This window comes from Kitasatospora sp. NPDC056138 (assembly GCF_042264695.1).
In the GTDB taxonomy this organism is placed as follows: Bacteria; Actinomycetota; Actinomycetes; order Streptomycetales; family Streptomycetaceae; genus Kitasatospora.
On sequence record NZ_JBHJVK010000001.1, the window covers coordinates 284,420 to 296,962 of the forward strand.

The following is a 12,543-nucleotide window of genomic DNA, read 5'->3' on the forward strand; positions in this document are numbered from 1 at the left end:
CTTAAGTCGGATCAAGCAGCAGGGCAAGAGGGACTCGAACCCCCAACCGCCGGTTTTGGAGACCGGTGCTCTACCAATTGAGCTATTGCCCTACGGTGCCTCGCGGCTCCGGAGATGACCACCAACCTACCGCATCCGGACCGTTGCGTGGTGTACGCCCCGGAGGATCCGCAGTTCGGGAGCCATCGAGCAGTGAGTGTACGGGTTCTTCGGCGATTGGTCGAACCCCTTCGGCCGAAGTCCCGCCGGAGAACCCCCGTGACCGCACACATCGTGGACGGACCGGCACACATGCTGAAACCGTCGTGCCCGGCCGTCCCCGACTCTGCAACGATGCAGGTATGAGCGCTTCCACCCCCGCCCCCGTCCGCCCCGCAGACCGCCGCGTCTCCGCCCGGATCGGCGCCATCGCCGAGTCCGCGACCCTCGCGGTGGACGCCAAGGCCAAGGCCCTCAAGGCCGCCGGCCGACCCGTGATCGGCTTCGGCGCGGGCGAGCCCGACTTCCCGACCCCCGACTACATCGTCGAGGCCGCGGTCGCCGCCTGCCAGGACCCGAAGAACCACCGCTACACCCCGGCGGGCGGCCTGCCCGAGCTGAAGGCCGCGATCGCCGCCAAGACGCTGCGCGACTCGGGCTACGAGGTGGACGCCTCCCAGGTCCTGGTCACCAACGGCGGCAAGCAGGCGATCTACAACGCCTTCGCCGCGATCCTCGACCCGGGCGACGAGGTCATCGTCCCGGCGCCGTACTGGACCACCTACCCCGAGTCGATCCAGCTGGCCGGCGGCGTGCCGGTCGAGGTCGTCGCGGACGAGTCCACCGGCTACAAGGTCTCGGTGGAGCAGCTGGAGGCGGCCCGCACCGAGAACACCAAGGTCGTGCTGTTCGTCTCGCCGTCCAACCCGACCGGCGCGGTGTACACCGAGGCCGAGGCCCGGGCGATCGGCGAGTGGGCGCTGGAGCACGGCCTGTGGGTGCTCACCGACGAGATCTACGAGCACCTGGTGTACGGCGACGCCACGTTCACCTCGCTGCCCGCGCTGCTGCCCGCGCTGCGCGACAAGTGCATCGTGGTCAACGGCGTGGCCAAGACCTACGCCATGACCGGCTGGCGGGTGGGCTGGCTGATCGGCCCCAAGGACATCGTGTCCGCCGCCGCCAACCTGCAGTCGCACGCCACCTCGAACGTCTCCAACGTGGCCCAGCGCGCCGCCCTGGCCGCCGTCTCCGGCAACCTGGACGCCGTCGCCGAGATGCGCACCGCCTTCGACCGCCGCCGCCAGACCATGGTGCGGATGCTCAACGAGATCGAGGGCGTCTACTGCCCCGAGCCGCAGGGCGCGTTCTACGCCTACCCGTCCGTCAAGGGCCTGCTGGGCAAGGAGATCCGGGGCAAGCGCCCGCAGACCTCCGCGGAGCTGGCCGCGCTGATCCTGGACGAGGCCGAGGTCGCGGTCGTCCCCGGCGAGGCCTTCGGCACCCCGGGCTACCTGCGCCTCTCCTACGCACTCGGCGACGCCGACCTGGCCGAGGGGGTCAGCCGGATGCAGAAGCTGCTGGGCGAGGCCCGCGACTGACGCTCCGCGCCCCGCACCGCCCCCGTCACCCCTTCGAGGGATGTGACGGGGGCGGTTCCCTGATCACCCCGGGATGCGGCAGGATTCGTGAATGGATCCCCTGCGCGACGTACGGGCCCTTCCCAAGGCCCATCTGCACCTGCACTTCACCGGCTCGATGCGGCCCGCCACCCTGCTGGAACTGGCCGCCAAGCACCGCGTCAGGCTGCCCGAGGCACTCAGCTCGGGCGAGCCGCCGAAGCTGCGGGCCACCGACGAGCGCGGCTGGTTCCGCTTCCAGCGGCTGTACGACACCGCCCGCTCGGTGCTCCGCGACGAGGAGGACATCCGGCGCCTGGTCCTGGAGACCGCCGAGGACGAGCGGCGCGACGGCTCCCGCTGGCTGGAGATCCAGGTCGACCCGACCTCGTACGCGCCCCGGCTCGGCGGCCTGATCCCGGCGCTCGAACTGATCCTGGACGCCGTGCGGGACGCCTCCGAGCGGACCGGGGTGGGGATCCGGGTGCTGGTCGCCGCGAACCGGATGAAGTCGCCGATGGACGCCCGCACGCTGGCCCGGCTCGCGGTCCGCTACACCGACCAGGGCGTGGTCGGTTTCGGGCTCTCCAACGACGAACGGCGCGGCCTGGCAAGGGACTTCGACCGCGCCTTCGCCATCGCCCGGAAGGCCGGCCTGCTGGCCGCCCCGCACGGTGGCGAGCTGGCCGGACCGGAGTCCGTCCGGGACTGCCTGGACGACCTGGGCGCGGGCCGGATCGGCCACGGCGTCCGGGCGGCGGAGGACCCCCGGCTGATGCAGCGGCTGGCCGACCGCCAGATCACCTGCGAGGTCTGCCCCTCCTCCAACGTCGCCCTCGGCGTCTACGAGCGCGCCACCGAGGTCCCGCTGCGACAGCTCTTCGAGGCCGGCGTGCCGCTCGCCCTCGGCGCCGACGACCCGCTCCTCTTCGGCTCCCGGCTGGCCGCGCAGTACGACCTGGCCCGCACCGCCCACGGCTTCACCGACCCCGAACTCGCCGAACTGGCCCGCCAGTCCGTCCGCGGCTCGCGGGCCCCGGAGGACGTCCAGAAGCTCCTGCTCGCCGACATCGACGCCTGGCTCGCCGGCTGAGCCCGCCGGGGCGGATCTGCGGCGATGCGGGGCGGGGCGACGGCGACTCACGGCTCCCGGCGGGTCCGCCCTCGCCCCCGTGGTTCAACTCCGCTGCGGCAGAGGCATTCTGATGATCAGTCCGCCACCGCCGGAACCGGCCGCGTGGCACCGGGCGCGCCGAGACGGGTGGCGAGGGCCCGGACGTCGTCGGCCCGTCGCACCGGCCGGTCCGGCCCCTGCCGTCCGGCCGGTCCCGGGGTGCGCTCCCGCCCGGCGCACTCCCGCCGGACGGACCACCGCCGCCCCCGCGATCTGCGGACGCCGCCGTCGGAGACCGCTAGAGAGCGACACCCACCATCACCGGCTCGTTCACCAGCTCCACGCCGAAGGCGTCCAGCACGCCCGCCCGGATCGCGCGGGCCAGCGCCAGCAGGTCCTCGGTGGTCGCGCCGCCCCGGTTGGTCAGCGCGAGCGTGTGCTTGGTGGAGAGGGTGGCCCTGCCGGTGCCCCAGCCCTTGCCGAAGCCGGCCTGGTCGATCAGCCAGGCGGCGGAGGTCTTGGTGCAGCCGTCCGGCGCCGGGTAAGCGGGCGCGGTGCGCCCGTCGAGCCGGGCCAGGAACGCGGCGAACTGGTCGGCGGTCAGGATCGGGTTGGTGAAGAAGGAGCCCGCCGACCAGGTGTCGTGGTCGGCCGGGTCCAGCACCATGCCCTTGCCCGCGCGCAGCCGCAGCACCGTCTCGTACGCCGTCCGCAGGTCGACGCGCCGCTCGGCCTCGACCCCGAGCGTCCGCGCCACCTCGGCGTACTTCACCGGCGAGGACTGTCCGGCGGCGTCCTCCAGGGCGAAGCGCACCCGCAGCACCACGTACCGGTCCGGCTGCGCCTTGAACCGGCTGTGGCGGTAGGAGAACCGGCACTCGTCGCGGTCCAGCGTGACGGTCTCGCCGGCCTCGCGGTCGTACGCGACGACCTCGGTGATGCTGCCGGCCACCTCCTGGCCGTACGCACCGACGTTCTGCACCGGGGTGGCGCCGGCCGAGCCGGGGATGCCGGCCAGGAACTCGATGCCCGCCAGTCCCTTGTCGACCGTACGGGCCACGGCGTCCGCCCAGACCTCGCCGGCGGCGAGCTCCAGGGTGGTGCCGTCCAGCTCGAAGCCGGTGGTGGCGATCCGCAGGACGGTGCCGTCGAACCCGGCGTCCCCGATCACCAGGTTGGAGCCGCCGCCGATGACCAGCAGCGGCTGCCCGGCCTCGTCGGCCTCCCGGACGGTGCTGACGACCTCGGCGTCGGTGGTGGCGGTGACCAGACGGCGGGCCGGTCCACCGAGCCGGAGCGTGGTCAGCGGGGCGAGCGGGGCGTCGTGTTCTACAAGCACGCGCTCCAGACTACGGGGTGCCCTCGGGCTGCTCGGCGGGACGTCGCTCCGCCCCGGCCCGGCTCCGGACCGGCGGCCCGCGTCCGGGTGGTGCGGCCCGCGTCCGTCACGGCCGGTGCTCCGGTCGCCGCCTGTGCCAACGGTGTTGCGGCCGGGCAGAACCGCCGGCCGGCGCAGCCTGCGGAACACCCGCCGCAGAACACCGCCCGCAGGGACCCGAAGCGCGGGACCGCGAAGACGCGGAAGGCCGGGGCCCGGGGGCGTGCTGCCGCCTCCCGGGCCCCGGCCCTCCCGCCCGTCAGGAGAGCTGGACCACGGCCCGGGACATCCCGAGGACCTTCTGGCCGCCGCTGGTCGCCACCAGGTCGACCCGGACCCGCCGGTCGTCCAGCAGCGCCGCGACCTTGCCGGTGACCTCGATCACCGCGCCGACGCCGTCGTTGGGCACCGGCACCGGCTTGGTGAACCGCACGCCGTACTCGACCACCGCGCCCGGGTCGCCGACCCAGTCGGTGATGACGCGGACGGCCTCGGCCATGGTGAACATGCCGTGCGCGATGACGTCGGGCAGGCCGACCTCCAGCGCGAACTTCTCGTTCCAGTGGATCGGGTTGAAGTCGCCCGAGGCACCCGCGTAGCGGACCAGGGTGGCCCGGGTGACCGGGAAGGACCGGGCCGGCAGCTCGGTGCCGACCGCCACCTCGTCGAAGCTGATCGCCATGACTGCTACTCCCCTGCCTCGTCCGCGCCGCGCGCCACCAGCATCATGAGTGCCGTGACCACGTGCTCGCCGCTCTGGTCGTGCACCTCGCCACGGACCGAGAGGACGTCGTTGCCCGCCATCGACTTGATGGAGTCGATCGTCACGGTGACCGCCAGCCGGTCACCGGCCCGCACCGGGCGGGTGTACGCGAACTTCTGGTCGCCGTGCACCACCCGGGAGAAGTCCAGACCGAGCTCCGGGTCCTCGACCACCTGGGCCGAGGCCTGATAGGTGATCACGAACGGGAAGGTCGGCGGAGCGATCACGTCCGGGTACCCGAGCGCCTTGGCGGCCTCCGGGTCGGTGTACACGGGGTTGGCGTCGCCGATCGCGACGGCGAACTCCCGGATCTTCTCCCGGCCGACCTCGTACGGCGGGGTGGGCGGGTACGTCCGCCCGATGAACGAGGGGTCGAGCGGCATGGGCAACTCCTCCGACTACTGGTCAGGCCTGTTCACAGCCATACGAAAAGCCATACGAAAAAGCTCCAGGCCGCGCCCCTTGCGGGATGCGGCCTGGAGCCGAGAGCCTATGTCACACAGGCCCGGCGACACCTTGCGGGGTCAGCGGGTCTCGCGGTGCGCGGTGTGCGAGTTGCAGCGGGGGCAGTGCTTCTTCATCTCAAGACGGTCCGGGTCGTTGCGCCGGTTCTTCTTGGTGATGTAGTTCCGCTCCTTGCACTCCACGCAGGCCAGCGTGATCTTCGGGCGGACGTCGGTGGCAGCCACGGGAGTGCCTTCCTGGGACAACGAATAAGAACACAACAAGAGTAGCCGATCGGGAGTTCGATCTCCCGATCGACTACGCGGGTAGCGGTGACCGGACTTGAACCGGTGACACAGCGATTATGAGCCGCTTGCTCTACCAACTGAGCTACACCGCTTTGATGATCCGAACCGGCACCGGAGTGCGATCCTTCTCACCAGAGCCCCCATGCGGAATCGAACCGCAGACCTTCTCCTTACCATGGAGACGCTCTACCGACTGAGCTATAGGGGCGAACGAGGAAGACATTACACGTTTCCCGGCCAGAGGTGAAATCCGTATCCGACGGGGAGGATCCCAGGTCGGCGGGGCGCACGGGCGCTTCGATCCGAGACTCGCGTTCGGGCCTGCCTGAGAACCCACGGCCCGAGCCGATACGACTTTTGCCAGCCTCCGAGCGCCCCGGCGCCACTCCCCATAGGCTCGACCACCAGTGATCTTGCGGCTCGCGGGGCGCCCCCTGGGCCGCCGGACAGCGAGGAGCCGGCCGATGAGCGCTGACAGCACACCCACGGACGGCCCCGGGCCGGGCCGGGCCGGCCAGCCGCCTTCGTTCCCCGGCGCCGGGCACGAGGGACCGCTCAGCCACGGGCCGGTCCTGCTGCTCACCGGCGCCAGGCTGGCCGACGGCCGGGTGGTGGACGTGCGGATCAGCGGCGACCGGATCCAGGCCGTCGGCACCAGCGGCAGCCTCGGCCCGCTGCCCGCCCTCCCCGGCACTCCGACCGCCACCACCGGCGCCCGGATCGACCTGGGCGGCTACCTGCTGCTCCCCGCCCCCGCCGAACCGCACGCCCACTACGACGCCGCCTTCTCCGCCGCCCTGGCCACGCCGCCTTCCGAGACCCCCGCCGACCTGGTCCGCCGGGTCACCGAAGCGGCCCTCACCTCGCTCGGCTACGGTGCCACCGCCCAGCGCACCCACGTCCGGATCGGCGACGTCCACGGCCTGCGCCGGCTGGAGGCCGTGCTCACCGCCCGGCAGGCCCTGCGCGGGCTCGCCGAGCTCCAGGCGGTCGCCATGCCCCGGCTGCTCACCGGCCTCGCCGGGGCGGACGGCCGGGCCCAGCTGCGCGAGGCCCTCAAGCTCGGCGCGACCGCCGCAGGAGGCTGCCCCGACCTCGATCCCGACCCGGTCGGGTACGTCCAGGTGCTGCTGGAGGCCGCCCGCGAGGCCGACTGCCCGGTGGACCTGCACACCGCCGCCGCCGACCCTGCCCAGCTGGCACGGCTCGCGGGCGCGCTCGCCCCGCTGCGGCCCCGGGTGGTGCTCGGCCCGTGCGGCGCCCTGGCGCCCGGCGGCTCCACCGTGCTGGCCAGCAGCGGCATCCGGCTGGTCTACCTGCCGCAGAACGGCTGCTGCACCGGGGTCGAAGGCCCGGCCCCCGGCCTGCGGCCGGCGCTGCTGAGGGAGCTGGCCACGGCCCGGATCCCGTTCGCGGCCGGCAGCGGCGCCCTGCGCGACCTCAGCAACCCGGTCGGCCGGGCCGACCCGCTGGAGTCCGCGTACCTGCTCGCGGCGGGCGGCGTGCTCAACCCGGAGGCCGCGTACGAGGCGGTCAGCAACCAGGTGAGGCTCACCCTCGGGCTGCCGCCGGTCCGGGTGGACGCGGGCTTCCCCGCCGAGCTGCTCGCGGTGCGCGGCGACAGCCTCGCGGGGGCGCTGGCGGGCGGACACAGCCGACTGGTGGTGCACAGCGGACGGATCGTCAGCCGGACCAGTGCCGTGCGCGAGTTCGCGGACACCGTCGCCCTCGCCCTGCCGCGCCAGTGCGGGCCCGGCTGAGCCCCGGACCGGCCACGGGGGCACGGGCGCGCACGGGTGTGCGGACCGCACGGCGGCACCCTCGTGGGCCGCGGGCCGCCGTACGCGTACTCGTCTTCCCCGTACGGCGGCGCCCGGTCCGCCGCTCGGGCAACGCGGCCGGCGGGCCCCACGCCCGCCGTGCGGCCGGCTGCCGCACCCCCCACGGAGCAGCACCGGCCTTCGACCACGACGCTACCCGCGGGCGGACCCGCCGTCCGCCGCCCTGACACGCTCTTGGCGGGCCACAGGCCGCTCCTGACGCCCCGTTGACGGGCGAGGCCCCGGACAGCGGGGTGCTGTCCGGGGCCTCGACGGCGGTGCGGCAGATCAGGCGTTCTCGGGTGCCGGGATCTTCTCGTGCTCCGACCTGAGCGTCGGCTCGCCGCGACGGACCGAGCCGGGGGCCCGGCGGGACGGGTGGTCCGCCCGGCCGGCCGAGCTGAGCTGCCAGGGGACGCTGATCACCATCACGCCGGGGGTGAAGAGCAGCCGGCTCTTCAGCCACAGCGCCGACTGGTTGTGCAGCAGGTGCTCCCACCAGTGGCCGACCACGTACTCGGGGATGAAGACGGCGATGGCGTCACGCGGGCTGTTGCGGCGGATGGTGCGGACGTACGCGACGACCGGCTTGGTGATCTCGCGGTAGGGGGAGTCCAGGACCTTCAGCGGGACCTGGAGGTCGTACTCGTCCCAGTGCGACTCCAGTTCCCTGGTCGCGTCCTTCTCGACCGAGACCGTGACGGCCTCCAGCGAGTCGGGGCGGAACGCCTGGGCGTACCCGAGGGCGCGCAGCGTGGGCTTGTGCAGCTTGGAGACCAGCACGATGCCGTGCACCCGGGAGGGCCGGACCGACTCGGCCTGCGGATCGTCCACGGCGAGTTCCTCGGCGACCGTGTCGTAGTGCCGGCGGATGCCGCGCATCATCACCCACAGCACGACGGCCGCGACCACGGCCAGCCAGGCGCCCTGGGTGAACTTGGTGATCAGCACGATCACCAGCACCAGTGCGGTGACGACCGCGCCGAAGCCGTTGATCACCCGGGAGCGCTGGGCGGCCGCCCGGACCGTGCTGTCGGCCTCGGTGGCCAGCGCCCGGTTCCAGTGCTTGACCATGCCGATCTGGGAGAGCGTGAAGGAGGTGAACACGCCCAGGATGTACAGGTGGATCAGGCTGGTGACGTCCGCCTTGTAGAGCACCAGCAGCCCGCCGGCCACCACCGCGAGGGCGATGATGCCGTTGGAGAAGGCCAGCCGGTCGCCGCGGGTGTGCATCTGCCGGGGCAGGTAGCGGTGCTGGGCGAGGATCGAGGCCAGCAGCGGGAAGCCGTTGAAGGCGGTGTTGGCGGCCAGGATCAGGACCAGCGCGGTGACCGCCTGGATCAGGTAGAAGAGGATGCTGTGGTCCCCGCCGAAGATCGAGGAGGCCAGCTGGGCGATCACGGTCGGCTGGGCGAAAGTCTTGCAGTCGCCGGGGACGCCGGTGAGCTGGCAGGCGTCGTCGACGTAGTGGACCTTGGTGATCAGCGACAGCGCCGTGATGCCGACGAACATCACCACGGCGGTGATGCCCATGACGGACATCGTGGTCGCGGCGTTCTTCGACTTGGGGGCGCGGAACGCCGGGACGCCGTTGGAGATCGCCTCGACGCCGGTGAGCGCGGTGCAGCCGGAGGCGAAGGCCCGCAGGCCCAGCATCAGCAGACCGAGCCCGGCCAGGGTGTCCTTGCCGTCCACCGGGATGATGCCCATCCCGGCGCTGGAGGCGACCGGAGCGTGTCCGAAGAGCACCTTGACGAAGCCGGTGACCACCATCAGCAGGATGCCGCCGATGAACAGGTACGTCGGCGCCGCGAACGCCTTGCCGGACTCGCGTACGCCGCGCAGGTTCATCGCGGCCAGCAGCACCACGAAGGCGACCGCCAGCTCGACCCGGTAGTCGGCCAGGCTCGGCATCGCCGAGATGATGTTGTCGACGCCGGACGCCACCGAGACCGCGACCGTCATCACGTAGTCGACCAGCAGCGAGGCCGCGACCACCAGACCGGCGTTGTCGCCGAGGTTCTTGGAGACCACCTCGTACGAGCCGCCGCCGCTCGGGTACGCGTGCACGACCTGCCGGTACGACATCACCACGACCGCCATCAGCAGGACGACGCCCGCCGCGACCCACGGAGTCAGGTACAGGAAGGCCGTGCCACCGACGGTGAGCACCAGCAGGATCTCCTGGGTGGCGTAGGCCACCGAGGAGAGCGGGTCGGAAGCGAAGATCGGCAGGGCCAGTCGCTTGGGGAGCAGCGTCTCGCCCAGCTCCTCGCTGCGCATGGCCTTACCGATCACAAGGCGCTTGAGCGCCTGGGGCACGTTGAACACATCAGCGAGCGTAGGGCTCTCGCGTGACGGGGCAATGGGCCTCCGAGGCGCGCGGCGCGCCCTTCGCCCGCCCATTCGGAGTAACGTTTCCGCAGGTCGGAGCAGTAGGGGCAGTCGCTTTCGCCGGGCTCGCGGCGGCGCGCGGGCCCGGCGTTAAGGGTGCGTCAAGATGTCGAGCTGTAATCGGGCATATGGGCTAACAGTTACCTTCCAGGCCGTTTTCAGCCTCTTCCCAGTCCGCTCCCAGCCTTCGGCCGCCCGCTACATGCGCAGCCGCAGCCGGCAGACCGCCGCGTCGGTCCGGCGGCGCAGCGCCCGGTCGATCACCGCGCCGCGCTGGTTCTGCAGCGCGCGCTGCCAGAACTTGGCCGGCTCGACCTCGGGGATCAGTACGGTGATCCGCTCGTAGGACCGTTCGACACCGAGCTCGTTGACGTACGCGGCCAGCGGGGCGCCGAGCCTGCGGTGCGCGTCCGTCACCTCGACCAGCGGGACACCGGGCTGCCACAGCTCCCAGTCGCGGCGCAGCGCCTCCGCGGCCTGCCGGTCCTCGGCGTCCGGACTGGTGTGGACCACGGTCACGGCCATGACCTCGTCACCGAGCGAGACGGCGGCCGAGAGGGCGTCCCTGGTCAGCCGGGAGATCGCGGTGACCGGGACGAGGACCAGCGAGCGCTGCCTGGTCACCGCACCGGGCACCCGGCCCAGTTCCAGCCGCTCGCCGATCCGCTCGTAGGTGCGGTGGACCAGCTCGAAGAGCGCGACCAGCAGCGGCAGCGCGAGGCAGATGCCCCAGGCGCCCTCGGTGAACTTGGTGCCGGTGACCACCAGGGTGGCGGTACCGGTGAGCAGCGCGCCGAAGCCGTTCAGCAGCGCCTTGCCGCGCCAGCCGGGCCCGCGCTCGCCGTTCCAGTGCCTGACCATGCCCACCTGGCAGATGGTGAAGCCGACGAAGACGCCGATCGAGAAGAGCGGCACCAGGCTGTTGACGTCCCCGCCGGAGCCGACCAGCAGCACGGCCGAGACCAGCGAGAGGAAGAGCACGCCGTGCCGGTGCACCTGGTGGTCGGCGCGCAGGGCGAAGACGTGCGGCAGGTTGTTGTCGCGGGCCAGCAGACGCATCAGCACGGGCAGGCCGCCGAAGGAGGTGTTGGCGGCCAGGCCCAGCAGGATCACGGTGGAGAACTGCACCAGGTAGAAGCCGAAGCCGTGGCCGAGCGAGGCGTCCGCCAGCTGGGCGAGCACGGTGACGCCCTCGACCGGCTGGAGGTGGAAGCGGCCGATCAGCACGGCCAGGCCGATCAGCATCACGCCGAGCAGCGCGCCGAGCGCGACCTCGGTGTGCTGGGCGCGCCTGACCCGGGGGGCACGGAACGACGGGACCGCGTTGGCCACCGCCTCGACACCGGTCAGCGCCGAACAGCCGGCCGCGAACGCCTTGAGCAGCAGCAGCGCGCCGACCGTGGTGGCATTGTCGGCCAGGGTGGAGGCGTGTCCGGCGGCGGCCGCGGTGCTGGCGGGGGTGGACCGGAACAGCCCGGCCACGATGATCGCCAGGATGGCGAGCACGAAGACGGCCGTCGGGGCCATGAACCAGCGGGCGGACTCGGCGACGCCTCTCAGGTTCACCGCGGTGACCAGGGCCAGCACGCCCAGGCAGAGCCAGATCCGATCGTCGTACAGCTCGGGGACGGCGGAGGTCAGCGCGGCGACGCCGGCGGTGACGGAGACCGCGACGTTCAGGATGTAGTCGATGACCAGCGAAGCGGCGGCGGTCAGCGCGGCCCGGCGGCCGAGGTGCGCCTTGGCGACCGCGTACGAGCCGCCGCCGTCCGGGAAGGCGGCGATCACCTGGCGGTAGGAGGCCACCAGCACGCCCAGCAGCACGGCGATGGCGACGGTGACCGGGAGCGTGAACCCGAGGCCGTACGCCCCTGCCGCCGCGAGCACCAGCACGATCGACTCCGGCCCGTAGGCCACGGAGGCCATCGCGTCCAGCGACAGGGCGGCCAGGCCGCCGAGGGCGGTCAGCTTGTCGCGGGAGCGCTCCTCCTCGTACGGGGCGCCGGTATCAGGTGGCTCCTCGTCCGCGGCGAGGGGACTCGCCGGACGCTGCATGTCGGTGCCGGGCATCGGCCTGACCTCCACTGTTCGATGTGCTCTGATCGTCACCGGGCCGGACGCGCCCGCCGCCGCTCCTGACGGGTTCTTGACGCAGCGACCGGGCGAACTGACGCCGTGTTGACGGCGGTTCCGCACGGCGGTTGCCCCCGCACGGCCCCTGGCGCCCGACCGGCCGGCCTTCGGCGGCCCCGGGCCGGGCACCCCGCTCCGGGCCGGGCGTCGGACCCGCTTCGGGCCGGGCGTCGGACCGGCTTCAGACGAGGTGTTCGACGCGTACCCTGCGGCGCGGCAGGGCGGCCGGGAGCGAGCCGACCAGGGCTGCGGCGGCGAGGAACGCGAAGCGGGCCAGTTCGGTCCCGAGACCGGCCCAGCCCAGCTGGGCGTAGCGGTGCACGACGAAGCCGTCGAAGAAGAGCCAGCCCGCACCGGCGATCAGCGGTGCCGCCGCAGGGCGTGAGACCGCACCCAGTACGCCGCAGAGAGCCGCATACGCGCCCAGCGCGAACCAGCCCGGCCGCAGCTCGCCGACCCCGGCGAGCGCCCCGGCCAGCGCGGCCCCGCCGACCAGCCCGAGGGCTGCCGACATGTCCGGTGCGAGGCGCGAGGTGACCGGACGGTACCAGTGGCTACCGGGCCTGGCCCGGTACAGCTGCACGGCCCGCC

The 12,543-nt window shown here is 72.7% G+C and carries 10 protein-coding genes and 3 tRNA genes; 3 read left to right on the forward strand and 10 right to left on the reverse strand.

The features are described 5' to 3' along the window. Positions 1-19: 19 nt before the first annotated feature. Positions 20-92 (reverse strand) — tRNA-Trp (locus ACFC1R_RS01255). A gap of 249 nt (positions 93-341) precedes the next feature. Between ACFC1R_RS01255 and ACFC1R_RS01260 the strand changes: the two genes are divergently transcribed. Then, entirely contained in the window at positions 342-1,580 is a 1,239-nt protein-coding gene (locus ACFC1R_RS01260; RefSeq protein WP_375930741.1) for a pyridoxal phosphate-dependent aminotransferase, read from the forward strand. Between the two features lie 91 nt (positions 1,581-1,671). Then, positions 1,672-2,691, forward strand: a complete 1,020-nt coding sequence (locus tag ACFC1R_RS01265) for an adenosine deaminase (protein WP_375930744.1) — start codon at positions 1,672-1,674, stop codon at positions 2,689-2,691. A gap of 319 nt (positions 2,692-3,010) precedes the next feature. Here the strand turns inward: ACFC1R_RS01265 and ACFC1R_RS01270 are convergent, their stop codons facing one another. The 6 genes from ACFC1R_RS01270 to ACFC1R_RS01295 form a co-directional block, all read right to left on the reverse strand. Then, on the reverse strand, positions 3,011-4,051 hold the full coding sequence (locus ACFC1R_RS01270; protein WP_375930747.1) for a UDP-N-acetylmuramate dehydrogenase: 1,041 nt from the start codon (positions 4,049-4,051) through the stop codon (positions 3,011-3,013). Between the two features lie 298 nt (positions 4,052-4,349). After that, positions 4,350-4,772, reverse strand: a complete 423-nt coding sequence (locus ACFC1R_RS01275) for a MaoC family dehydratase (RefSeq protein ID WP_375930750.1) — start codon at positions 4,770-4,772, stop codon at positions 4,350-4,352. A 5-nt stretch (positions 4,773-4,777) separates the two neighbouring features. Then, positions 4,778-5,236, reverse strand: a complete 459-nt coding sequence (locus tag ACFC1R_RS01280) for a MaoC family dehydratase N-terminal domain-containing protein (protein WP_375930753.1) — start codon at positions 5,234-5,236, stop codon at positions 4,778-4,780. A 141-nt stretch (positions 5,237-5,377) separates the two neighbouring features. Further along, positions 5,378-5,542, reverse strand: coding sequence for a 50S ribosomal protein L33 (gene rpmG, locus ACFC1R_RS01285; protein ID WP_006604855.1), 165 nt, complete (start codon positions 5,540-5,542; stop codon positions 5,378-5,380). A gap of 82 nt (positions 5,543-5,624) precedes the next feature. Further along, a tRNA-Met gene (locus ACFC1R_RS01290) sits at positions 5,625-5,697 on the reverse strand. 43 nt (positions 5,698-5,740) lie between these two features. Then, positions 5,741-5,813, reverse strand: a tRNA-Thr gene (locus ACFC1R_RS01295). Between the two features lie 256 nt (positions 5,814-6,069). Between ACFC1R_RS01295 and ACFC1R_RS01300 the strand changes: the two genes are divergently transcribed. After that, the gene (locus ACFC1R_RS01300) at positions 6,070-7,365 is read left to right on the forward strand and encodes a hydrolase (RefSeq protein ID WP_375930756.1); all 1,296 of its coding nucleotides are present in this window, start codon (positions 6,070-6,072) and stop codon (positions 7,363-7,365) included. 348 nt (positions 7,366-7,713) lie between these two features. On the opposite strand, the gene ACFC1R_RS01305 is transcribed toward ACFC1R_RS01300, so the two are convergent. The 3 genes from ACFC1R_RS01305 to ACFC1R_RS01315 form a co-directional block, all read right to left on the reverse strand. Then, positions 7,714-9,708, reverse strand: coding sequence for an APC family permease (locus tag ACFC1R_RS01305; protein WP_375930912.1), 1,995 nt, complete (start codon positions 9,706-9,708; stop codon positions 7,714-7,716). Positions 9,709-10,017: 309 nt separating this feature from the next. Then, a complete protein-coding gene (locus tag ACFC1R_RS01310; RefSeq protein WP_375930759.1) occupies positions 10,018-11,889 on the reverse strand; it encodes an APC family permease in 1,872 nt (623 codons plus the stop codon). A 244-nt stretch (positions 11,890-12,133) separates the two neighbouring features. Then, positions 12,134-12,535, reverse strand: a complete 402-nt coding sequence (locus ACFC1R_RS01315) for a hypothetical protein (RefSeq protein WP_375930762.1) — start codon at positions 12,533-12,535, stop codon at positions 12,134-12,136. Positions 12,536-12,543: the final 8 nt, after the last annotated feature.

Excerpts from the sequence above, each read along its gene's own strand:
- ACFC1R_RS01275 (WP_375930750.1), bottom strand. The coding sequence starts at position 4,772 with ATGGCGATCAGCTTCGACGAGGTGGCGGTCGGCACCGAGCTGCCGGCC.
- ACFC1R_RS01310 (WP_375930759.1), bottom strand. The coding sequence starts at position 11,889 with ATGCCCGGCACCGACATGCAGCGTCCGGCGAGTCCCCTCGCCGCGGAC.
- ACFC1R_RS01260 (WP_375930741.1), top strand. The coding sequence starts at position 342 with ATGAGCGCTTCCACCCCCGCCCCCGTCCGCCCCGCAGACCGCCGCGTC.
- ACFC1R_RS01265 (WP_375930744.1), top strand. The coding sequence starts at position 1,672 with ATGGATCCCCTGCGCGACGTACGGGCCCTTCCCAAGGCCCATCTGCAC.
- ACFC1R_RS01305 (WP_375930912.1), bottom strand. The coding sequence starts at position 9,708 with ATGCGCAGCGAGGAGCTGGGCGAGACGCTGCTCCCCAAGCGACTGGCC.
- ACFC1R_RS01280 (WP_375930753.1), bottom strand. The coding sequence starts at position 5,236 with ATGCCGCTCGACCCCTCGTTCATCGGGCGGACGTACCCGCCCACCCCG.
- ACFC1R_RS01300 (WP_375930756.1), top strand. The coding sequence starts at position 6,070 with ATGAGCGCTGACAGCACACCCACGGACGGCCCCGGGCCGGGCCGGGCC.